Annotated in this window: 21 protein-coding genes; 14 read left to right on the top strand and 7 right to left on the bottom strand. The window is 61.8% G+C overall.

Going from position 1 to position 22,904, the window contains the following annotated elements; all coding sequences use genetic code 11:
• Together ACS5Q0_RS25840 and hemN are read left to right on the top strand one after the other, a co-directional pair.
• A partial coding sequence (locus tag ACS5Q0_RS25840; protein ID WP_473129519.1) for a hypothetical protein occupies positions 1 to 272 on the top strand: 272 nt, incomplete at its 5' end.
• 86 nt (positions 273 to 358) lie between these two features.
• A complete protein-coding gene (gene hemN, locus ACS5Q0_RS25845) occupies positions 359 to 1,711 on the top strand; it encodes an oxygen-independent coproporphyrinogen III oxidase (protein ID WP_473129520.1) in 1,353 nt (450 codons plus the stop codon).
• Positions 1,712 to 1,812: 101 nt separating this feature from the next.
• On the opposite strand, the gene ACS5Q0_RS25850 is transcribed toward hemN, so the two are convergent.
• From ACS5Q0_RS25850 to ACS5Q0_RS25875, 6 genes are all read right to left on the bottom strand, one after another.
• Positions 1,813 to 2,055, bottom strand: coding sequence for a hypothetical protein (locus tag ACS5Q0_RS25850; protein ID WP_473129521.1), 243 nt, complete (start codon positions 2,053 to 2,055; stop codon positions 1,813 to 1,815).
• 31 nt (positions 2,056 to 2,086) lie between these two features.
• Positions 2,087 to 2,554: an RrF2 family transcriptional regulator gene (locus ACS5Q0_RS25855; RefSeq protein ID WP_473129522.1), complete on the bottom strand. Its 468-nt coding sequence runs from the start codon at positions 2,552 to 2,554 to the stop codon at positions 2,087 to 2,089.
• 301 nt (positions 2,555 to 2,855) lie between these two features.
• Complete coding sequence (locus ACS5Q0_RS25860) at positions 2,856 to 4,682, bottom strand: ABC transporter ATP-binding protein (RefSeq protein ID WP_473129523.1); 1,827 nt, start codon at positions 4,680 to 4,682, stop codon at positions 2,856 to 2,858.
• A gap of 74 nt (positions 4,683 to 4,756) precedes the next feature.
• Positions 4,757 to 6,193 carry an NAD(P)/FAD-dependent oxidoreductase gene (locus ACS5Q0_RS25865; protein ID WP_473129524.1) on the bottom strand — a complete coding sequence of 479 codons (1,437 nt, stop codon included), beginning with the start codon at positions 6,191 to 6,193 and terminating at the stop codon, positions 4,757 to 4,759.
• Between the two features lie 87 nt (positions 6,194 to 6,280).
• On the bottom strand, positions 6,281 to 6,625 hold the full coding sequence (locus tag ACS5Q0_RS25870) for a RidA family protein (RefSeq protein WP_473129525.1): 345 nt from the start codon (positions 6,623 to 6,625) through the stop codon (positions 6,281 to 6,283).
• A gap of 96 nt (positions 6,626 to 6,721) precedes the next feature.
• Positions 6,722 to 7,345: a helix-turn-helix domain-containing protein gene (locus ACS5Q0_RS25875; RefSeq protein ID WP_473129526.1), complete on the bottom strand. Its 624-nt coding sequence runs from the start codon at positions 7,343 to 7,345 to the stop codon at positions 6,722 to 6,724.
• Between the two features lie 401 nt (positions 7,346 to 7,746).
• On the opposite strand from ACS5Q0_RS25875, the gene ACS5Q0_RS25880 reads away from it, so the two are divergent.
• From ACS5Q0_RS25880 to ACS5Q0_RS25900, 5 genes are all read left to right on the top strand, one after another.
• Positions 7,747 to 9,438 carry a peptide ABC transporter substrate-binding protein gene (locus tag ACS5Q0_RS25880; RefSeq protein ID WP_473129527.1) on the top strand — a complete coding sequence of 564 codons (1,692 nt, stop codon included), beginning with the start codon at positions 7,747 to 7,749 and terminating at the stop codon, positions 9,436 to 9,438.
• 127 nt (positions 9,439 to 9,565) lie between these two features.
• On the top strand, positions 9,566 to 10,522 hold the full coding sequence (locus tag ACS5Q0_RS25885; protein WP_473129528.1) for an ABC transporter permease: 957 nt from the start codon (positions 9,566 to 9,568) through the stop codon (positions 10,520 to 10,522).
• Between the two features lie 68 nt (positions 10,523 to 10,590).
• Complete coding sequence (locus tag ACS5Q0_RS25890; RefSeq protein WP_473129529.1) at positions 10,591 to 11,415, top strand: ABC transporter permease; 825 nt, start codon at positions 10,591 to 10,593, stop codon at positions 11,413 to 11,415.
• 82 nt (positions 11,416 to 11,497) lie between these two features.
• Positions 11,498 to 11,851 (top strand): cupin domain-containing protein, encoded by a 354-nt coding sequence (locus ACS5Q0_RS25895; RefSeq protein ID WP_473129530.1) that lies wholly within the window; start codon positions 11,498 to 11,500, stop codon positions 11,849 to 11,851.
• 5 nt (positions 11,852 to 11,856) lie between these two features.
• The gene (locus ACS5Q0_RS25900) at positions 11,857 to 12,783 is read left to right on the top strand and encodes a 2-hydroxyacid dehydrogenase (protein WP_473129531.1); all 927 of its coding nucleotides are present in this window, start codon (positions 11,857 to 11,859) and stop codon (positions 12,781 to 12,783) included.
• A 90-nt stretch (positions 12,784 to 12,873) separates the two neighbouring features.
• Here the strand turns inward: ACS5Q0_RS25900 and ACS5Q0_RS25905 are convergent, their stop codons facing one another.
• A complete protein-coding gene (locus ACS5Q0_RS25905) occupies positions 12,874 to 13,683 on the bottom strand; it encodes a Crp/Fnr family transcriptional regulator (RefSeq protein ID WP_473129532.1) in 810 nt (269 codons plus the stop codon).
• Positions 13,684 to 13,934: 251 nt separating this feature from the next.
• On the opposite strand from ACS5Q0_RS25905, the gene ACS5Q0_RS25910 reads away from it, so the two are divergent.
• The 7 genes from ACS5Q0_RS25910 to ACS5Q0_RS25940 all read left to right on the top strand — a co-directional run bounded on the left by ACS5Q0_RS25910 (position 13,935) and on the right by ACS5Q0_RS25940 (position 22,744).
• Positions 13,935 to 15,452, top strand: coding sequence for an ATPase domain-containing protein (locus ACS5Q0_RS25910; RefSeq protein ID WP_473129533.1), 1,518 nt, complete (start codon positions 13,935 to 13,937; stop codon positions 15,450 to 15,452).
• Positions 15,436 to 16,479, top strand: coding sequence for a sensor histidine kinase (locus ACS5Q0_RS25915; RefSeq protein WP_473129534.1), 1,044 nt, complete (start codon positions 15,436 to 15,438; stop codon positions 16,477 to 16,479). Before ACS5Q0_RS25910 ends, ACS5Q0_RS25915 begins: the two co-directional genes overlap by 17 nt.
• Before the next feature lie 421 nt (positions 16,480 to 16,900).
• Entirely contained in the window at positions 16,901 to 17,953 is a 1,053-nt protein-coding gene (locus tag ACS5Q0_RS25920; RefSeq protein WP_473129535.1) for an ABC transporter ATP-binding protein, read from the top strand.
• 72 nt (positions 17,954 to 18,025) lie between these two features.
• Positions 18,026 to 19,345: an ABC transporter substrate-binding protein gene (locus tag ACS5Q0_RS25925; RefSeq protein ID WP_473129536.1), complete on the top strand. Its 1,320-nt coding sequence runs from the start codon at positions 18,026 to 18,028 to the stop codon at positions 19,343 to 19,345.
• Positions 19,346 to 19,502: 157 nt separating this feature from the next.
• Complete coding sequence (locus ACS5Q0_RS25930) at positions 19,503 to 20,354, top strand: carbohydrate ABC transporter permease (RefSeq protein WP_473129539.1); 852 nt, start codon at positions 19,503 to 19,505, stop codon at positions 20,352 to 20,354.
• Positions 20,354 to 21,253, top strand: coding sequence for a carbohydrate ABC transporter permease (locus ACS5Q0_RS25935; protein WP_473129537.1), 900 nt, complete (start codon positions 20,354 to 20,356; stop codon positions 21,251 to 21,253). Before ACS5Q0_RS25930 ends, ACS5Q0_RS25935 begins: the two co-directional genes overlap by 1 nt.
• A 297-nt stretch (positions 21,254 to 21,550) precedes the next feature.
• Positions 21,551 to 22,744 carry a M10 family metallopeptidase C-terminal domain-containing protein gene (locus tag ACS5Q0_RS25940; RefSeq protein WP_473129538.1) on the top strand — a complete coding sequence of 398 codons (1,194 nt, stop codon included), beginning with the start codon at positions 21,551 to 21,553 and terminating at the stop codon, positions 22,742 to 22,744.
• Positions 22,745 to 22,904: the final 160 nt, after the last annotated feature.

Raw genomic sequence — 22,904 nt, forward strand, 5'->3', positions numbered from 1 at the left:
TAAAACGGCAGCGGTCGCAAGCAGCGGCCGGCGTCCCGAGATCTTCATGGTCCTCATCATTCTCTCCTGTATCGGACCGTCTGGCGGATCATCGCGGTCCGTCATCGGATGAAGGCTTTGTACGCTTCGGCTCTCTGGTCTTATTTGTTGCAGCGCAAATGTCGGGTCGAATGTGGATGATCCTGGCGGGAATTTTCGGAGATTTGATCCAGATCAAGTTCACCGGCCCGGAAGCCGAAATTTCGGTTTTGTTGCGTGAGGTCAAAGATTGAGGCGCCGCGCCCTCGTAAACAGGCTCATGTTCATCATCCCGTGACGGGATGCACCGATTGCGACAAGCCACCTTGCGAGAGCCCCTATGAGAGATGACCTGAGAGCGCGCTACGGCGAAGAGCGGCTTCCCCGCTACACAAGTTACCCGACAGCACCGCATTTCTCCGACGCCATCGGGCATGAGGCCTACGCGCAATGGCTTGCCTCCCTGGAGGGCAGGACGACGGCTTCACTCTACCTCCATGTGCCGTTCTGCCGCTCCATGTGTTGGTACTGCGGCTGCCACACGACCATCACCCAGCGGGATGCACCGATTGTCGACTATCTTGAGGTTCTGCGCCGGGAACTCGATCTCGTCGCGGAGCGCCTGACAGGTCCCCTACCGGTGAGCCACGTTCATTTCGGGGGCGGCACGCCGACCATCATGCAGCCTGCCGAGTTCATGGATCTCGTCCACTTGATGCGGCAGAGATTTTCCCTCGACGATGGGACGGAGATCGCTGTCGAGATCGATCCACGGACGCTGACCCGCACCATGACGGCGGCGCTCGGGGAGGCAGGCGTCACTCGCGCCAGCCTTGGCGTGCAGAGCTTTGATCCAGTGGTGCAGCGCGCGATCAACCGCATCCAGAGCTTCGAACAGACCGCGAGAGCAACGGAAGGGTTGCGCGCCGCAGGAGTGCAGGGCGTCAATTTCGACCTGATCTACGGTCTGCCTCATCAGACGGTAGAGTCCTGCATCGAAACCGTTCGCAAGAGCGTAGAGCTTCGTCCTGAGCGCTTCTCGGTGTTCGGCTATGCGCATATCCCTACGTTCAAGAAGCATCAGCGCAAGATCGACGAGGCCGCGCTGCCCGACAGCGCTGCGCGTTACGAGCAGGCGGAGGCGATCGCCGGGGCACTGGCCGACGCGGGCTACCGCCGGATCGGTCTCGATCACTATGCACTGCCTGAGGATTCGATGGTGCAGGCCCAGGTCGACGGCGTCCTGCACCGCAACTTCCAAGGCTACACCACCGATCCCAGCGACGTGCTGATCGGCTTCGGCGCCTCGGCCATCGGCCGGCTCAATCAGGGATATGCTCAGAACGAAGTCGTGCTGGGCCGCTATGCCGAGCGCATCTCGCGCGGGGAACTGGCGACCGCAAAAGGCTATGCACTCACGGCCGACGATCGCCTCCGCGCCGACCTGATCGAGCGAGTGATGTGCGATTTCCAGGTCGACATGGCGCAGGTGTGTGGCCAGCATGGTGTAGCGCCCGAAACCGTCCTGCGGTCGGTTCCGCGGCTGCGGATGCTGGAAGGCGATGGTATCATCCGTCTCGACGGCAGCGTGCTGTTCGTCAACGACGACTCGCGCTTCCTGGTGCGGAGCGTGGCGTCGGCGTTCGACGCCTATCTCGGTCAGTCAGGTCGAACCCACAGTCGCGCTGTCTGAGCGGCCTGAATCAGCCGATAGGAGCCGGATTCGTCACGGCTCCTATGGGTCTCATCTTGTCTCTCCCATCGGATCGGATGCTCGTCCACCGCTGGGATGTTTTACGCGCAGGACCGAACGCGCAGCATCTCGCCTGTCTTCGCATCCCGCTCTTCGTGAACGGGGCATTCATGCCAGCTACGGTACTTCGGGGTTTCGCTTGCCCTTACGACAGGGCATGAAATCGGCACGGTGACGTATTCGTTCGTCAGGTGGTTGTAAGCATTTCTGTAGACGCATTCGGCGGAAGCGGGGGCTGCCGCGAGCAGGAGAAGGGCGGCAAGGGAGGCGGCTTTCATCGACATTGAGAGGTCCTTTCGTTCTTGTGTTGCTAACTCAGACGGCGGTGGCGATGGCGTGTTCGCTCCCGCCTCCCACTCCTAGACGCTCCCGAAGCAGGATTCGTGGCGCGACGAGGTCGGCCAGCGTCACCTCGTCGAGTGAGGCGAAGAAGGCTTCCATGGCCCGTCGCATGGAATGCGTGAGGAGACAGGCTCCGCTCAGGATGCAGGTGGTCGGCCCGTCTCCCAGGCACTCGACCAGACCGGTGTCGTCCTCCAGGGCACGTACGACCTCGCCCATGCGGATGCCGGAGGCAGGCTTGGCCAGCTTCAGGCCACCGGCACGTCCACGTACGCCCGTGACATAGCCGAGGCTCACCAACGTCTGCGCCACCTTCATCAGATGATTGCGGGACAGCCTGTGCCGTGCTGCGAGCTCCTCGATCGTCACGAGGCGCTCCTCCACGACAGCAAGGCTCATCAGCAGGCGCAGCGCGAAATCGGTGTGGGACGTCAGCTTCATGCGGCTTCCTTAAAGATGCGACAGCCATGCATCTTTTATCCCGAAACAAAGAGGAATGCTAGATGCATCTTTTATGAACCGCTTGGTGACGCCGATTTCCGGATCGAGCAGGGAAGGGAGATGACCCAAGGGCATGATGCGGGTTGCTCGGCGAAACCCTGGCAAAGACCCGCCGACCGAAATGGGCACCGCCTGCGAGCGGGCTTCGCGTCATCGCCAAGAGCGCGCAGCGCTCTTGCCCGAGGAGAGGTGGAACGACTTCAGAAACTGCGGGTATGGGCCCGTCCAGGTCGAAGTTGATCTAGGACGCCCATTCCTGACCCCACTCCATGACAATATGGTCGGGTGAAACTTCCCGGAACTGGCGCGTCGGAGGCACGAAATCCGCCGGTCGCACGGGGCTTCGGATCTCGGAATTCGAGATGGCTCCCTTCATGTGCCGCCGGGTGGGGTCCGCGATCGGCACGGCTTCGAGCAGCCGCTTGGTATAAGGATGCTGCGGGTTGCCGAAAATCGCCTCGCGAGGGCCGATCTCGACGATCTCTCCGAGATACATCACTGCCACGCGGTGACTGACGCGTTCGACCACTGCCATGTCATGCGAGATGAAGAGGTAGGCGAGCTTCATCCGCGCCTGCAGATCCAGCATGAGATTGACGACCTGCGCCTTGACGGAGACATCGAGGGCCGACACGGATTCATCGGCAACGATGACGCTCGGCTCCAGGGCGAGAGTGCGCGCGATACAGACGCGCTGCCGCTGGCCGCCGGAGAATTCGTGCGGGAAACGATTGGCCATGTCCGGCGACAGCCCGACATGATGCAAGAGCTCCGCGACCTTCTCGCGGGCCTGGGACCGGTTGGCGAGCCCGTTGATGAGGAGGGGAGCGGCGATCGCATCACCGACATTGATCCGGGGGTTGAGGCTCGCGAACGGATCCTGGAAGATCATCTGAATGCGTTTCCGGCGTTCACGCAGGGCTCGCGAGTCCAGTCGGAGCAGATCCTCGCCCTCGAGCAGCACCGAACCGCTCATGGGCTGCTGCAATCGCATGATCGAGCGGCCGGTTGTCGACTTGCCGCAACCGGATTCCCCGACGAGCGCGAGTGTCTCGCCACGCCTCAGGCTGAACGAGACCTTCTCGACCGCATGAACCCTGCCCTTGACCTTGCCGAACAGGCCGGAGCGGATCTCAAAGCGGGTGGTCAGGTTGGATACTTCCAGAACGGGCCGCTCCGCGGCGGCAACCGTATCCGGCGTTTCCGCCGGCACATCCGACAAGCCCGTGACCTTGTCGACGACCGGGAAGCGCATGGGCCGTCCTCGTCCCTCTATGGAGCCGAGCCGCGGCACGGACGAAAGAAGCGAGCGCGTATAAGGGTGCTTTGCCCGCGCGAAGATATCGTCGGTGTTTCCGCTCTCGACGGACTCACCATTGTACATCACGACGGTGCGGTCCGCGATCTCCGCCACGACTCCCATGTCGTGAGTGATGAAGAGGACAGCCATACCCTCTTCCTTCTGCAGATCCTTGATCAGCTGGAGGATCTGCGCCTGAATGGTCACGTCGAGAGCGGTCGTCGGCTCGTCCGCGATGAGCAGCTTCGGTCTGCAGGCCAGCGCGAGCGCGATCATCACGCGCTGGCGCATACCGCCGGAGAAGCGATGGGGATATTCGTGGAAACGGGATTTCGCCGCTGGAATGCGGACTTTTTCGAGCAGCCTGACAGTCTCGGCCTCGGCCTCCGACCTCGAGAGACCACGGTGCAGGATGAGCGCCTCGGCAATTTGGAATCCGACAGTCAGCACCGGGTTTAGCGACGTCATCGGCTCCTGGAAGATCATGGCGATCTCGTTGCCCCTGATCTCGCGCATATCCTCGTTCGACAAGGTCAGGAGTTCCCGACCCGCCAACTTGATGCTGCCGTCAATCTTGCTGCTGTTCGGCGGATTCAGTTGCATGATCGAGAGCGCGGTCACGCTCTTGCCGGAACCCGACTCGCCGACCACGGCGAGCGTTTCCCTCTCCGCGACGTCGAACGAGACATTGCGGACGACCGGTTTCCAAAGGCCGTCGACACGGAAGGCCGTGGTCAGGTTGCTCACGGAAAGGATCGGCTGACTCATCGTGTCCTCTCGGTCTGGTTCATCGGTGCGGCAGGGCAAGGAGGAGGGCTGCTTCCACGCATGGGGAGGCGGCTCTAGCGCGTGCCGATGCGCAGCCCGAAAACGCGCGGGATGGCGGCTGCGGCCTGCATCAGCAGGCCGGCCTTGGCTCCCTGTTCGTCGGCCTCCTCCGAGCCGATGATCCCCCAGCGGACGAAGCGTCCGCCGATGGTCCGGAACGGCTCAGGCGGCAGGGAAGGAACGTCGCGCGTGCAAAGAGGAAGCGTCGACCATTCGTCCTTGACCCCAAGAACGAGCGAGGCCAGGCACTGGCCGCCCATATAGGTCGGATTTACGCCGTGGCCGGAATAGCCGCAGCCGTAATGCACGCGCGTTCCCGGCACGGTACGGAAGAAGGGCAGGCGATCGGCAGAGATGTCGATCCCTCCGCCCCAGCTCTTCGCAACGGGTACGTTGGCAAAGGTCGGCAGCAATCGGCGAAGCGCCCGCTCCGCGCGAGCGGCCGAGGCTCTGTCCTGGGTCAAGGCGGGATCGGAAGTGCGGCCGTTGTAGCTGATCGGGCCGGAGCCCGAGCCCATGAGAATTCGCCCGTCGCGCGTCTTGCGGAAATAGTGGACGAACATTCTCATGTCGGCGAGCCCTTCGTCACCGTGCCACCCGGCTTCTTCGAGGGCATGCGGCGCGGGCTCGGTCATCAAGGCAAAGCTCGAGAACACCGTGACATGGGGCTTGACGTCGGGCCGGCGCGCAAGCGCGATATTCGTCGCCAGCACGACTTCGCGGGCGACGATCTGGCCGTTCGGCGTCCGTACGCGATTGGGCGCGCCGACGTCGAGACCCGTCATCGGCGTGTTCTCATAGACGGTGACGCCCGCTTCGATCGCCGCTTTGCGCAGAGCCCGCGCCAGCCGGGCAGGGTGCACATTCGCGCCCTCGGGAAGGAAAATGCCGCCGCGGAACATCGGCGACTTGCAGCGTTGAGCGACCTCGGACGGCGAAAGCGCGTAGACCGTGTCCGGAACCCCGAGCCGTTGCGCCGTCGCGATGTAGTTTGAGATCTTCGCGTCCTGCCCGGTCGAGGCCGACACCCGCATATTCCCTGCTTCGCGCCACCAGACATCACGCCCCGGGGCCGTTGCGAAGCGCCGGATGGCGTCTTGCGCTCGTGTTCCGGCGCGTGCGACGGCCAGAGCGCCATCGGCCCCGATATTGGCCTCCATCCCCGCAAGCGCCGACCAATAGCCGTGGACCTTGCCGCCGTTCTTGCCGCTCGCTCCCGATCCGCACAGGGAGGCTTCGATCAGGGCAACGGAGAGGTGAGGTGCGCGCTCTTTGAGCGCAAGCGCCGTCCACAATCCGGTAAAGCCGCCGCCGACGATCGCCACATCCGCAATCGCGTCGCCGGAGAGGGAAGGGGACGGCGCGGCGCCTCCCTCCGCTTTCATGGCGTCCGCGAACCACCATGAGGGATCGCCCGGATTGACGCTCGGGATGCGGTGATCAGTGGGCATGCGGCACCTTGCTGGACTGACTTTGGAGAAGCTGTTGCGCAGGAATGAAAACGCCCGCAACTGACGCTGCGGGCGTGGCTTGTCCGATCAGACGAGACCTTGAACCTGGATCTCGACGAGAATGGAATCGTGCGCGAGGCGGGCCTCGACGGTGGCGCGAGCGGGCGGGCATGCCTGGTCGACCCAAGCCTCCCAGGCTTCATTCATTTCGTTGAACGTGCTGATATCTTTCAGCCAGACGTTGCCGGTGACCAAGCGCGATTTGTCGGTTCCCGCCATCGCGAGATAGTGGTCGATCTGCGCGAGAATATCCGCCGTCTGTTCGCGGACGCCGCCGCTGCGGTCCTTGGCTGTGAGGCCCGAGAGGAAGACGAAACCATTCGCGACCAGGGCTTTGCTGAGGCGGCCGGTATTCTCGTGACGCACGATCATCTGATGATAACTCCAGTTGAAATGAACTTATGCTGCCGCAACATGCGGCGGCATTCCTTGGGCGCCCTGCCGGGCTTCAAGACGCGGCGGGCGGACTCAAAGATGCTTGTCCTGGATGTTGATGATCCAGATCAGCTTTGCTTCGGCGCTGTAGCGATTCTCCAGCTTGTGCGGGAGCGTGCTCTTGAACTGAAAGCTGTCGCCTTCGGAAAGCTCGGCGACTTCGTTGCCCACCGTCAGTTCGACGCGTCCGGACATGACGTAGCCGCCCTTGTCGCCTGGACCGCTCAGCATCTCCTCGCTTTCCGCTCCCGGAGGAAGCGTCAGAATCATGAAACGTAGATTCTCGCTGCTGCTGGGAGAGAGAAGCTCCTTGGTCAGGTGCATCTTGCCGGCAACGATGCGGGGGCGGTTGTCCTTGCGACGCACGAAGTGCAGATTCTCGGCCGAGGGGTTGGGCGCGTCTTCGAAGAACTGCCAGAGATTTACGCCGAGGGCCGAACGGATCTTCACCAGGGTGTTGATCGAAGGACTCGACGCGCCGCGCTCGATTTGACTGATGATGCCGGACGAGACCCCGGCCTTGGCGGCGAGCTCGGCGATCGTCAGCTTTCTGTCGGTACGCAGACTGCGCAGCCTTTGCCCTATGCCTTGCGACTGATCGTCCGGAAGCTCGGCTTCCAGGTCCGAATTGAGATTGGGCTTGGCGGTCCGTGACATGGTTCGCATATCCATTATATTGAATATGCGCTATACCGCCAACCGCAGTCCTGTGCAATCGGCGGCAGATGAGTTTTCAAGAATTTCTTTTGATACAAGCAAATTATGCACCTCCGAGAGATAGTTGCCAGGATAGCGAAAACCTGGGTTCGGCATATCGTCATCAGGATCTTGACGTTACGTGCAATATAATGAATTGATTGCACGTCGGGTTGGTGCAGCATGCGCCTTGTCTCCGATCACAACATGAAACGCATGGAGACGGGGCGCTCACGCGCGAACGCGAATGTCGCTTCCGACGCGGCCGGGGCCGCCGCGTCCAGCCTCACAATCTGCCTCAGGGGACCTGCCGAAGCACTGGCTTCGCAACAGAACCAACAACAAGGGAACGGAGAAACAGCATGTCGGATCGATCGAAGTGGAATGGCGGGATGGGTTTGGCGCTGCCGGCCATGCGTCGGCGTGATTTCCTGAGCCTGAGCGCTGCTGGTATCGCCGCATCGATCGGATTCGGGGCGCGCGCCCAGTCAGGTGCCGCCGTTCCGCCGCCACCCAAGGAGCGCAAGGGCCAGGTCGTCGTCGGTCTGTCACAGGAGCCGAAGTCCTTCAATCCTCTAATGCCGGGTGTCGAGGTCGACGAGGTCGTCTGGACCAATGTGTTCTCCTGCCTCTGGATGGCCCACCCCGACGGCACGCTCGTGCCGGATCTGGCCGTCGCCGTGCCGAGTGAGGAGAATGGCGGAATCGCCGAGGGAGGCTTGGCGTGGACGGTGAAGCTGCGCGATGACGTCGTCTGGCACGACGGCGCGCCCTTCACGGCGGAGGACGTCAAGTATTCTCTCGAGCTGATCATGTCGCCGGGCTTCAAGAGCCGTACGCGCGTCGGGCATGAGCTTGTTCGCGATATCGTCGTCAAAGGGCCGCACGAAATCTCATGGCGCATGGAGCGGGCTTTCGCGCCGTACCTCGCCCAACTCGCCAACACGCAGATCGTGCCGAAGCATATTCTCTCCAAAGCGGACGACCCGAATACGGCGGCCTTCAATGGCAGCCCCATCGGCACCGGCCCGTTCCGTTGGAGCGAACGCCGCCCGGGCGACAGCATCACGCTCGTCGCCAACGAGCGGTATCACGGCGAGGGACCCTATCTCGAAGGCGTCGTCCTCAAATACATTCCAGACATGACGGCGCTTTATGCGCAATTCAGGACAGGGCAGGTCGATTTCGTTCCCATCTCCGGCATTCCCGCGAACTATTATGAAGAGGCCACGAAGCTTTCCGGACGGAAGGTCGCTGTCGCGCCGAGCGGAAACATCGAGGTCATCATGCCCAACCTCGAACATCCTGCCTTCACCGAGAAGGCGGTGCGTCGGGCTCTGTATGCCGGTATCAATAAAGAGGCGATCGTCGATGCCCTTTACTATGGCGTGCCGAAGCCGACGGAATCCTACTCGCCCCGGGAGTCGTGGGCCTACAATCCCAACCTGCCCAAGCACGAATACGACATCGCCAAGGCCAACCGGATCCTGGACGAGGCGGGGTGGAAGCGCGGAGCGCGCGGTATTCGCGAGAAGAACGGCAAGCGCCTCGAATTCGACCTGTCCACCACGACGGGCAACGCGCTGCGCGAGCAGTGCCAGCAGCTGATGATGCAGGATTGGCAGCAGATCGGCGTTGCGATCAAGATCAACAACATGCCGGGTGCGGTCATCTGGGGCGATTTCTACGTCCGGTCGCAGTTCCAGTCCCTGCTGGTCGGTACGGCCTTCCGCACCGGCGTCGATCCGGATCCCGCGCCGCGCTTCGCCAGCGATGCGATTCCCGTCAAGGGCGGGAGCGGCGGCAACTATATGCAGTGGGTCAATGCCGATGCGGACAAACTGATGAAGGAGGGACAAGTCACCTTCAATCAGGAAAAGCGGAAGGAGATCTACTTCAAGGTCCAGGAAATCGTCCGTGAGGAGCTGCCGATCATGCCGCTGTTCCAGTATGCGCCTCTCGAAGGCATCAAGGACGGCCTGATCGGCTATCGCCCCAACATCAACCAACGCCAGAACGCCTGGAACCTGGGCAGCTGGTACTGGGCCCGCTAGAGCCTTTGGCGGCGAGGTGGAACCCCTTCGTCGCCGAACAATCCCGCAAAGCGAAGAAGAGAGCTGTTTCCACTTTTTCCTGGAAGCAGCTCTCATCCGCAACTGGTCGCGTTAGGAGCGTCATCGCGTGAGTGGCTTTCTCATCCGTCGCCTGCTGCAATCCATTGTGCTGCTTTTCATCGTATCGATGATCGGATTTGCAATTCTGCATCTGGCACCGGGCGGCCCGCTTTCGCAATTTGCGGCAAGCGGAGACATGACCCAGGCCGATCTCGACCGATTGTCCGCGCAGCTCGGGCTCGACCGACCTCTGCCGGTGCAATATGTCGAATGGCTCCGACGACTCCTCAGCGGCGATTGGGGCGTGTCCTATCGCGACCAGCAGCCTGTTCTGAAGATCATCGCGGCGCATATCGGCCCCACGATGGAGCTGATGATCAGCTCCACTCTGCTGGCGATGCTGCTGGGCGCCTGGATCGGCATCATCGGAGCGGTCAGGCGATATTCGCTGTTCGACAGTCTTGCGACGATCGGCGCGATGATCGCCCTGTCCATCCCGACCTTCTGGTTCGGGCTCGTCATCATCTATGTCTTTTCCGTGGGGCTCGGCTGGCTGCCTGCGGGCAACCGTTTCACGGTCGGTGACGGGTCGTTCCTGAACCGGCTGCACCATCTGATCGGTCCCTGCATCGTGCTCGCTCTCGTGAGTACGGCGGTTTGGAGCCGCTACATGCGCTCGTCCATGCTGGAGGTGATCAACCAGGATTATATCCGCACGGCGCGCGCCAAGGGATTGTCCGAGCGCTATATTCTCGTCAGGCACGCTTTACGGAACGCCCTGTTGCCGATGATCACGATCACCGGCCTTCAGGTGCCGACGCTGTTGAGCGGAGCCCTTGTCACCGAGACCGTCTTCACATGGCCCGGAATGGGACGGCTGTTTCTCGATTCCATCAGCTATCGTGACTATCCGACCGTCATGGGAATCCTCATGCTCACGGCGATCCTGGTTCTCTTGGGGAGCCTGATTGCCGACGTGCTCTACGGCATCGCCGATCCGCGGATCGAAAGGAGTGGGCAATGAACGCCGCAAATCCGTCTCCAGCACAGACGCTTGCCTCTGCTCAGCCATCCCGTTGGAGCAATCCTGCCATGCGCCGGTTCCGGCGCCACAAGCTCGCCGTATTCGGCGCGGCGACGATCAGCGTCATGGTGATCGCCTGCATCTTCGGGCCGATGCTGCTGCCTTACAGCGACACGCATATCGATATCCGCCAGCGCTTTGCGCCGCCTTTCGCCAGCTCCCACATCCTCGGCACGGATCCACTCGGACGTGACATTCTCGCTCGCCTCCTGATGGCGGGGCGCATCTCTCTTTCGGTCGGGTTTTCGGCCATGGCCGTGAGTATGGCTATCGGCATCTGCGTCGGAGTCATCGCCGGGTTCTATCAGCGCGTGATTGGAACGGCGCTGATGCGGTTTGTCGATGCGATGCTCTGCTTTCCGTCGATCTTCCTGCTGCTTGCAATCTCGGCGTTGATCGAGCCTTCCGTGCCCTCCATCGTGCTCCTGATCGCGATGACGTCGTGGATGGAGGTGGCCCGCGTCGTCGAGGCCCAGATCCGTTCGCTGCGCACGCGGGATTTCGCCATTGCTGCGGTGTCGATGGGGGCCAGCAATATGCGCATCATGTTCCGGGAGCTGCTGCCGAACGCCGTTGCGCCCATCGTGGTCGCTGCGACGCTCAACGTCGCCCACGCGATTCTGGCCGAAAGCTACATAAGTTTCCTCGGCTACGGCATCCAACCGCCGACACCGAGCTGGGGAAACATGCTGGAGAATGCGCAAAGCTATCTCACCAGCGCTCCGTGGCTGGCCATTCTGCCCGGGGCGGCTATCACGCTCGCGGTGACGAGCTTCAACTTTATCGGCGACGGGCTGCGCGATGCGTTGGATCCTCGGCTGGATGCACGGTAATCGTGGAGAGGATGGCACTGAGGATAAGCGAATCGACCATCTTCTCCCGGCGCGGCGCCCCTCATCAACGAATAGAGACAACATGACGAACCTTACATTCTTCAAGCTGGACGACCTGGGTGAAGCCCGTAATGGAAAACCCCTTCCTGAGCGGCTGGTGGAGGGTGATCCCCGGTTCAAGACATGGGACATCGAGACGAGTGCGGACGGCCGCGTCAGCGCAGGAGTGTGGGAAGCCACTCCGGGCGCCTATCGGGCGATCAAAGGCGACACCTGGGAATTCTGCTCGATCCTGTCCGGTGTTTCCGAGCTGATCGAGGACGGCAAGCCCGCCGTGCGCATCCAGGCAGGCGATACGTTCATCATGAAGCCTGGGTTCGAAGGAACATGGCGCGTGATCGAAACCACCCGAAAGCTCTGGGTCTCGCAAGATTGAATGTCATGAGTTTCGTCTATAAAGCCGAACCCGTGCGTGGAAGAGAATGGGCGAACCTGTTCGCACGTCGCGCACCGGATATTCCATTTCATGTCTGGCCTGAAACCGGGCCGCGGGAAGAGGTCCGTTATCTGGCGGCGTGGATGCCGCCGGAGGATATTTCGAAGATCTTTCCCAACCTGGAAATCCTGTTTTCCGTCGGAGCAGGCATCGATCAGTTCGAGCTGTCCGCGCTTCCGAAGCATCTGCCGGTCATCCGGATGACGGAGCCCGGAATTGTCGAGAGCATGGCCGAGTACGTCACCATGGCCGTTCTCTCGTTGCATCGGGACCTGCCGGTGTACATTCATCAGCAGCAGAAGAAGATCTGGCGCGAGATCCGGGTGGTGCCCGCAGCACAGCGCAGAGTTGGCGTCATGGGCCTCGGAATGCTCGGCAAGGCGGTCCTGCAGCAGCTCCGTCCTTTCGGCTTTCCGCTCGCGGCCTGGAGCCGGTCGGGAGGGCAGGTCGATGGCGTTGATACATTTGCCGGGCCTGAGATGCTGTCGGCGTTTCTCGCCCGGACTGACATTCTGGTGTGCCTGCTGCCCTTAACGGACGAGACACGGGGCATTCTCTCGCACGACCTGTTCGCGCAGCTTCCCCGCGGAGCCGCGCTCGTTAATGTGGGCCGGGGAGCGCATCTGGTCGAGACGGATCTCCTGCAAGCTCTGGAAGAGGGGCAGATCAGAGCTGCCATGATCGATGTCTGCGAGGAGGAGCCGCCACCGTCGGATCATCCTTTCTGGCACCATCCGCAGATCCTGCTGACGCCCCACATCGCCAGCATGACCCGACCTGAAACGGCTGTCGATGTCGTTCTGGAGAATATCCGCCGGCATGCCGCCGGTGAGCCTCTCGTTGGTCTCGTCGACCGCACGCGAGGCTACTAGGGTATTTTTCCCCTGCGCGCATGGATGGGTATGTTCGAGAGCGGCAGGCAGTCCCGCCTGCCGTGACTCGCGGGCAGAAGCCCTGGGCCGTCAGAGCCTCATTCGAGATCCGGGGCGCGAGCTGCCTGCTTCCGCCTTCTGAGCCGAACTCTCCTCGACCGTCGGATAGACGCCGGCCAGCACCTGATCGAAATGGCGGCGCAGGGCATTGTTGCAGCCGCACGACAACGTATCCAGCCTGTCGAGATCCCGCACGCGCACACCGCCTCTGCGCGTCTCCAGCAGGTGCCGCCGTTTCAGGGACTGGATGACCCGGCTCACATAGCTTCGGCCGACACCCATCATGCTGGCCAGCTGCTCCTGGGTGAGGGGAATGTCATGATCGCCCGTTCGATCAATCGCGGCCAGCAGCCATTTCACCGTTCGCTGCTCAATCGTATGGACCGCATTGCACGCCACCGACTGGAAGACCTGTGCCAGCATGCAATCCGCGTAACGGGCGAACAGATGACGCAGGCTCGGTGATCGGGTTTCGAATTCCTCGAGATCGGCCGTGGAGAGACGGAGGAACGGGCCCGGGAACTGGACCTCGGAACGGGCGAAAGCTGGAAGACGTCCTTGGCTCACAATCCCGCCGACTGCCCCCTCACGCCCGATCAGGGCCGTTTCGACCGTGAGGCCATCCTCGAGTTCCACCACGAACGAAACCAGACTAGGCCCGCACGGGAAGTAAACGAACCGGACCTCATCGCCCGGCTGATACAGCTTTTCTCCGGCTTCGCCCTCCCACTCCTGCAGCGAAGGCGCCACGATGGCCAAGTCTTCCGGTCTGAGAGCACTCAGCAGGTTATTGCTGGCAATCCTGTTCCTGAGGTGTGACGGGATCATTGCGGGCTGCATCAGGCGTCTTTCCTTCACCACTTCGGCAGGTCCAACGCACCAGGGCAAATTACGTTCAATTGTGAACATAGCGCCGACGATGTGTTCACATGTGGACAGACAGGCCCGCCACTCCTGTCTAAAAGGACGGACGAGCGCCCCGCCATAAGGGACACGCCGGAGACATGAGCCGGACGTCGACCCGATGAGCAGCATGAGGGTTGGGACGCCAACTCAGGCTTACCGAAACCGTTTACCTGTTGAGGCTTTCCATGACGCTTCCGTCGCATTCCGATGCCATCCCGATCCCAACAGGTGTCCCGGGCCTCGATGATATCCTCGCTGGCGGGTATGCCGCCAATCGGGCGCATCTCATCGAGGGGCGGCCCGGCTCCGGCAAGACGACGCTGGGGATGCAGTTCCTTCTCGCGGGTGCAAAACAGGGAGAGACCTGTCTCTACATCACCTTGTCCGAGAGCAAGCGGGAGCTTTTGTCCGTGGCCTCTCGCCACGGCTGGGCCCTCGACGGCATCGAGATCTTCGAACTGGTTCCGCCGGAACTGAGCCTCGATCCGCAACAGCAGCAAAGCCTTGTCTATTCTTCCGATCTGGAACTCGGTGAGACTGTGCGCATGGCGCTGGCGGAAGTCGAGCGGGTCAAGCCCAGCCGGGTCGTGTTCGACTCACTTTCGGAGATCCGGCTTCTGTCCCAAGGCTCCCTGCGCTATCGGCGGCAGGTGCTGGCTCTGAAGAGCTATTTCCTGCTCAACGACGCCACGGTCCTGATGCTCGACGACCTCACATCCGAGCAGGACGACCTCAACCTGCATTCGATCAGCCACGCGGTCATCCGCCTTGAGCAGATTGTCCCGGCCTATGGCTCGGAACGGCGCCGGCTCACGGTCACCAAGATGCGAGGCACAGCCTTCCGGGGCGGCTACCATGATCTCGTGATCCAGCGCGGTGGTCTGCGGGTCTTCCCCCGTCTCGTGGCGGCCGATCATCATACCTCGTTCGCGTTCGAGGCGATCCCCAGCGGCATCGATGAGCTCGACACCATTCTCGGCGGCGGCCTGAGCCGCGGAACGAGCACCCTCGTCGTCGGCCCTTCGGGCGCGGGAAAATCTACGCTCGCGCTCGGTTATCTCTGGGCCGCTCTGGAGCGAGGCGAGCCCGGCCTCATGATCAGCTTCGATGAGACCACTGGTATCCTCTTGCAGAGGGCGAAGGGCGTCGGCTTCGACCTGACGCCTCACGTGGAAGCCGGGCGTCTGCGCATCGAGCAGATCGACCCCGCCAATGTCTCTCCCGGCGAGTTCGCAGGCCGGGTGCGGGATGCCGTAGAGGAGGGCGGGGCCAAGGTCGTCGTGATCGACAGCCTGACCGGCTATCTGAATGCCATGCCGGAGCAGCCCTTCATTGTGCTTCAGATGCACGAACTCCTGACCTATCTGAACCAGCAAGGCGTGGTGACGATTCTGATCCTGGCTCAGCACGGGATGGTCGGCCAGATGGTCTCACCGATCGACCTCACGTACCTGAGCGACGCAGTCGTGCTGCTTCGTTTCTTCGAGGCTGATGGGCGCATCCGGCGGGCCTTATCCGTGGTCAAGCGGCGCACAGGCGCCCATGAGGATACGATCCGCGAGTTCCGGATCGACAGCCAGGGTTTGCGCGTTGGTCCGCCGCTGGAGCAATTCCGGGGTGTGTTGACAGGCGTACCAACGTTCGAGGGTCAGCGCGCCTCGCTTCTTGAGGAGCGTGAGACCGACAATGACGCAGGCCGATGAGGTATCCGTGCTGATCCTTGCCCCGCACGGGCGAGATGGCACGGTAGCAGCGGCCATTCTGGGCGAAGTCGGGATCAAAGCCACGATTTGCCCCAGCATCGAGGCGCTGGTTGCGGGCTTGGACATATCAGCTTGCGCTGTGATCACGGAAGAGGCGCTCCTCAGCGCCGATCGGCGGGAGCTCGCCGACTGGATCAATTTGCAGCCGCCTTGGTCCGACCTCCCTTTCATCCTGCTGACCTATCGCGGCGGATCACCGGTCGAACATCTGACCGAGCTGCTTGGGAACGTCACGGTTCTGGAGCGGCCCTTCCACCCGGCCGTTCTGGTCAATGCCGTACGGTCGGCCCTGCGGGCGCGCCAGCGGCAGAGAGAGGTGGAGGCCTATCTCAAGGAGCGGCAGCGGACGCACGAGCGCCAGGCTCTGCTGATCCGCGAGCTGCATCACCGGGTGAAGAACACCCTTGCCACCGTGCAGGGACTACTCGGGGCCACGGCCCGCTCGACGCGCTCCGTCGACGAGTTCTACCATTCGTTCGCAGACCGGATCGTTTCCCTGTCCAATACGCACAATCTCCTCACGGAGGACTACTGGCAGACGGCGCCGCTGATCGAGATGTTCAGGAACGAGCTGTCCCATTACGACGATGGCGCGCAGCGGCGGATCACCCTTGAAGGGCCGCCGGTGGAGCTTTCGGCCGATCTGGCGGTGCCGATTGGAATGGCAGTGCACGAGTTGACCACGAACGCTGCCAAACATGGGGCGCTGTCGGTTCCAGGCGGGCAGATCGCTGTGGGTTGGACGGTTCGGGATCTGGATGCAGGACGCCGGCTTGACATCGAGTGGGTAGAGCGCGGCGGCCCGCCCGTCGAGCAGCCGCGGCGGAAAGGGTTCGGCTCGACGCTTCTGCATCGGGTCCTGACTCACCAGTGCCATGCGGCAATCAGAATCTCGTATGAGCGCGAGGGCGTCTCCTGTCACATGGAAATCCCACTCGTCGAGGAACGGCTCGTGCCGCAGTATTGAGTGTCGCGGGACATGTCCCGCAACGTTTCCGAGGAGGGGCCCCTCGTCACGGCCTCGCCCCTGTGTCCGATGCTCTGGGACGATTGCGCAGCGCATAACCGAAAGAGAATCTGACGTCTCACCATACCCTAAAGAATAGGTCAGTCGTGCTGACCTATAGAGAAGATCTGGCGCTGGTTCGCGGAAGCGGTGGACGATGCCGCTTGATCCAGGGATTTTTTTTCTAGAATATCCTCGAAACAACACTGTACGCCCGCATCAGACGGGTGACGGGAAGGAGGGGCAGGGAGAAAGCGCATGCTTCAAGGCTGCCCCGCGTCTTGGCCATACCAGACGTCTGCCACCCATCGGCATGGGTTCTTGGAAACGCAAGCCAGTCTTCAAACCAGGCACCATGCATCCAGGCGAGAGCAGGCAGCCCATGGCTTCCGTTGAGATCCGCGACGTCCGAAAGGCCTACGGTTCCGCGCAGGTCATCCATGGTGTGTCTGTCGACATTCAGGATGGGGAGTTCGTCATCCTCGTCGGCCCCTCCGGCTGCGGCAAGTCTACGCTGCTGCGCATGGTGGCTGGGCTGGAGAACATCACGGGGGGCGAGATCCGCATCGGCTCCAGGGTGGTGAACAACGTACCGCCCAAAGAGCGCGACATCGCGATGGTGTTCCAGAATTACGCGCTCTACCCGCATATGACGGTCGCCGCCAACATGGCTTTTTCGCTCATGTTGAAGAAGGCGCCGAAATCGGAGATCAACACCAAGGTCAACCGTGCAGCCGAGATCCTCGGCCTGACGAAGCTCCTCGACCGGTACCCGCGCCAGCTTTCGGGCGGGCAGCGCCAGCGCGTCGCCATGGGCCGCGCCATCGTGCGCGACCCGCAGGTGTTCCTCTTCGACGAGCCGCTCTCCAATCTCGACGCCAAGCTGCGCGTCTCGATGCGCGGCGAGATCAAGGCCCTGCACCAGCGGCTGAAGACCACCACCGTGTATGTGACGCACGACCAGATCGAGGCGATGACCATGGCGGACAAGATCGTCGTCATGCATGACGGCATCGTCGAGCAGATGGGCGCCCCCCTCGAGCTATACGACAGGCCGGTGAACCTGTTCGTGGCCCAATTCATCGGCTCCCCGGCCATGAACATTCTGGAGGGTCGCATCGAATCTTCCGGCTTTGCCATGGGCGACCTGATGCTCCCGGTGGAGAACGCGCCGGCGGCTTCGGTCGGGCGACCGGCCTATTACGGCATCCGGCCCGAGCATTTCCGGCTGCACCAGGACGGCCTCGCGGTCGAGGTGGTCGTGGTCGAACCCACCGGCTCTGAGACCCAGGTGGTGGCGAAAGCCGGTGAACGGGAACTCACCTGCGTCTTCCGCGAGCGCATCAGCGCTCGGCCGGGCGAGATCATCCATGTCGCACCCGATCCGGCTCTCGTGCACCTCTTCGACCGAGAAACGGAGCGGCGCATCAACTGAGTTCAAGCACGTGGCTTAACCGGGACAGCCGCGCTTCTCGTCAGAAATCCCGGTCTGCGGAGGAAACGTACGATGAGCCTGTCTAGACGTGATCTGCTTCTTGGGACGGCAGGCCTGACTGCCGGCATGGCGGGAGCCCAGCTTTGGGGGGGCCGGCCGGCCTTTGCGCAAGGTGCTGTCCCTCAATACAAGCCGGAGCAGGGGGCCACCCTCCGCGTTCTGCGCTGGACACCTTTCGTGAAAGGCGACGAGGATTCATGGCTCGCCAACACTAAGAAGTTCACGGAAGCAACCGGCGTCGAGGTGCGTGTCGACAAGGAAAGCTGGGAGGATATCCGCCCGAAGGCGGCAGTGGCGGCCAATGTGGGCTCCGGACCGGACATCATGCTCGTCTGGTTCGACGATCCGTTCCAGTACCCGGATAAGCTCCTCGACGTGACGGATATCGGGACGAGCCTCGCCAGCAGATACGGTGGGTATTATGCGGGCCCGGAAGCCTATGCCAAGCAGAATGACAAGTTCATCGCTCTACCTCTGGCGGCTATCGGCAACGCCATTCTCTATCGCGAGAGCATGCTCCAGCAGGCCGGCTGGTCGAAGTTCCCCGAGAAGACCGACGAGTTTCTCGAGATGTGCAAGGCTCTGAAAGCCAAGAGCAAGCCCGCCGGCTTCGCCCTGGGCAAGGCGGTCGGCGATGGCAACAACTTCGCGCATTGGATCGTCTGGAGCCACGGCGGCAAGATGGTCGATGAAGGCGGCAAGGTCGTGATCAACTCGCCCGAGACGATCAAGGCCTTGCAATATGCCCGTGAGCTCTACCAGACCTTCATCCCGGGAACGGAGGCCTGGCTCGACATCAACAACAACCGTGTCTTCCTGTCAGGCGACATCTCGGTGACGGCGAATGGCGTCTCCCTCTATTACTCGGCCAAGAACGATCCGAAGATGGCGGAGATCGCCAAGGACATCCGCTCGACGGTGCTGCCCACCGGGCCGGTCGGACAGCCGGTCGAGTTGCACCAGACCACTTCGGCCGTGATCTTCAAGTATACGAAGTACCCGAACGCGGCCCGCGCCTATCTGCAATACATGCTCGACAAGCCGCAGATGGATGCATGGATCACGGCATCGAGCGCCTATTGCTGCCCACCCTTGAAAGGCATGATCGACAACCCGGTCTGGACCGCCGACCCGGTACACGAGCCCTACAAGCGGGCCTCCGCGACCCTGCGGGTCAACGGCTATGCTGGCCCTCTGGGTTACGCTTCGGCCGCCACGATGGCGGATTACGTGATGGTCGACATGGTGGCGGAGGCCGCGACCGGGCAGCGGACGCCCGAGGAGGCCGCCAAGCGCGCGGAGCAGCGAGCAAACCGCTATTACCGCGTCTGATGATCATTGAGGGCGGCGCGAGAGTGCCGCCCCTTTTTCTTTTTGAGATCGCCGGAGACGCCTCATGGCCGATGCCGCCCTTTCCCGGGCAGACGCGAAAGCCGCGCCAGCACACCCGTCGCTATTGCAGAGCAAAGGCTTCCTCGGCCTGCTCTTCATGCTGCCGGCTGCAGCCTTTCTGCTGGTTTTTCTGTCCTACCCTCTCGGGCTCGGCGTCTGGCTCGGCTTCACCGACACACGCATCGGACGTCCAGGCGTTTTCATCGGCCTGGAGAATTACCAGCTCCTGTGGGACGACAGCATTTTCTGGCTCTCGGTGTTCAATACCATCCTCTATACGGTGGTCGCCTCGGTTCTGAAATTCGCGCTGGGCCTGTGGCTCGCGCTTCTCCTCAACGAGCATCTGCCGTTCAAGGCTTTGATCCGCGCCATTGTTCTTCTGCCATGGGTGGTGCCGACGGTGCTTTCGGCCATCGCCTTCTGGTGGATCTACGACTCGCAGTTTTCGATCATCTCCTGGGCGCTGATGAAAATCGGGCTGATCAGCTCGCCTATCAATTTCCTGGGTGATCCTAACAACGCCCGTGCAACGGTGATCCTCACCAATGTGTGGCGTGGCATTCCTTTCGTGGCGATCACCCTGCTCGCAGGTCTGCAGACGATTTCACCATCCCTTCACGAGGCGGCGACTCTTGACGGTGCGACCTCCTGGCAGCGCTTTCGCCACATCACGCTGCCCATGCTCTCGCCGCTGATTGCCGTGGTGATGACTTTCTCGGTGCTCTTCACCTTCACCGACTTTCAGCTCATCTATGTCCTCACGCGGGGAGGGCCGCTGAATGCCACCCATCTCATGGCGACGCTGAGCTTCCAGCGGGCCATCCCGGGTGGCCAGCTTGGCGAAGGCGCTGCAATCGCCGTGGCCATGGTGCCTTTCCTTCTTGCCGCTATTCTCTTCAGTTACTTCGGGCTGCAACGCCGCCGGTGGCAGCAGGGGGGAGCCGATTGATGACCTTGAGCATCAAACCGAACAACCCTGCCATGAGCGACGAAAGCGTCGGCATGAGCTACCTCAACCGGGCTCCGCAGCGGCTTCTTACGATCTATCTGCCGCTCGCGATCTTCGTGTTCGTCCTGCTCTTTCCCTTCTACTGGATGACGATCACGGCCTTGAAGCCGAACGCCGAACTCAACAACTTCCGAGATTACAATCCTTTCTGGCCCTCCAATCCAACACTGCAGAACATCCGGTACCTGCTGTTCGAAACGTCCTACCCGAGTTGGCTTGTCAACACGATGGTGGTGGCAGTCGGGTCGACGCTCCTGTCCCTCGTAGCATCGGTGTTCGCAGCTTATGCCATCGAACGGATTCGCTTCCCGGGGTCGCGATGGACGGGCTTGGCGATCTTTCTGGCCTATCTCGTACCGCCCTCGATTCTCTTCATTCCTCTGGCGGTCATGATCTTCAAGTTCGGGATCTACGATTCGAAGCTTGCCTTGATCTTCACCTACCCGACCTTTCTCATCCCTTTCTGCACATGGCTGCTGATGGGTTATTTCCGCTCGATTCCGTATGAGCTGGAAGAATGCGCCCTCGTCGATGGTGCGTCACGCTGGCAAATTCTGAGCAAGATCATGCTCCCGCTCGCGGTGCCGGGCCTCATCTCGGCGGGCATCTTCGCCTTCACTCTGTCCTGGAACGAGTTCATCTACGCCCTCACTTTCATACAATCGTCCGAGAACAAGACCGTACCGGTGGGCGTGCTGACGGAACTCGTCCGCGGCGACGTATACGAGTGGGGAGCGCTGATGGCGGGCGCGCTCCTTGGCTCGCTGCCGGTCGTGCTGCTTTATTCATTCTTCGTCGACTATTATGTGTCCTCGATGACAGGTGCCGTGAAGGAATAGACCCGAGCGAGCAGTTCCACCGGAACGGCTGACGGCCCGAGTGCAGCAGGGCAGGGGATGCCGTCGACCTCTTTCGCCCGCCGCATAATGGTCGCCGACATCTCATGCAGATCGAGCCGCTGGGTGATCTCATCGCGTCGTGATGCTTCGGCAACAACACGAGGGATTGTGAAGAATCTCCGGGAGACAATCACATTCTGACCACATTGGGGAGCCAAGCGTGGCCGTGCCGTCCCAGAGCGTCTGTGTTTTCAGGATGGGCAAGTCAGGGGCAGAGACGAGGGGGCGCTCACAACCATGTACAGTCCAACTATCCTGGAAGCCTTCTTCCTCCAGCTCGTGAACGAAACCCGGACCAAAGCCGGCGTCCAGACACTCACCTTCGACGGGGAACTTCTGGCGGCCGCCGATGGGCACAGCGCCTGGATGGACCGGAACGACAAGCTCACTTATACGGGCGAGAACAGCACGACCGTGGGGTACCGCGCAACCGAGGCGGGCTACGGATACGTGAGCATCTCCGATAATATCGGCTACGTGAGTGGTCCCCTCAACGAGGCGACAGTCCGGAAACTCCATGAGATGATCCTCACGAAACCGACCGACTATGCGACGACAATCAGGGCCGGTTACGAGGAGATCGGGATCGGATTGAAGGCGGGCACGATCTACGGTGAGAACGTCGTCTTCGCCACATTGAACTTCGGTATCCCGGACGACCAAGAGCGTCTGGAACCAGACGACGTCGGGCCGACGGTTCCGGACGTGACCGACATCGACGACAGCGTCATCGCCGGCACCAGCCAGAACGACACCCTGTACGGCACCGCCGGCGACGACCTGATGTACGGGTACGCCGGCCATGACGTGTTCCGTGGCCTTGGCGGCAGCGACGTCATGTACGGGGGCACGGGCAACGACACCTATTATGTGGAGCAGGTGGGCGACAAGGCCATCGAGAGAGCAGGAGAGGGCGTCGACACGGTCTACAGCGCGATCACCTACTCGCTTTATGGACAAGTCGTGGAGAACCTCACGCTGACCGGAACCGCGAACCTGAACGGCACCGGCAATACCCTGCACAACAGGCTGACGGGCAATGCGGGTTCCAACATCCTCGACGGCGGCGCCTTGAACGACATCCTGAACGGAAAGGCCGGCAAGGATGTCCTGATCGGCGGTTCCGGCAGCGACATATTCGTGTTCGAAACGGCCATGGAGGCCCATGGCGACACCATCGTCGACTTCGAGCACGGACTCGACCGCATCAATCTAGTCAGCATCGACGCGAACTCGGGGCTGGAGGGAAACCAAGCGTTCACCTTCATCGGCACGGAGCGTTTTCACAACGTCCCCGGGGAGCTGCACGTCTACCATCTGTCGGACGGCAATACCTACATCTCGGCCGACAGTGACGGTGACGGCATCGCGAACTTCGCCATCAAGGTGCTCGGCTGGCACACCTTCACCAGCCCAGACTTCGTGCTGTGATGCGGACGAGGGATGTCTCATTAGCTGAAGATGGGGATGAGCTGCTGTTTTGCCGGCGCGATTGCCCGGCCTTTCGCCCAACCTTTAACGTGCGTTGTGGCGTGGGCCGTTTCCGGAGGTGTTGGCGTGCTGGTGTGGTGTGTGAGTTGGTTGCGGGGAC

This window comes from Microvirga sp. HS2 (assembly GCF_055792805.1).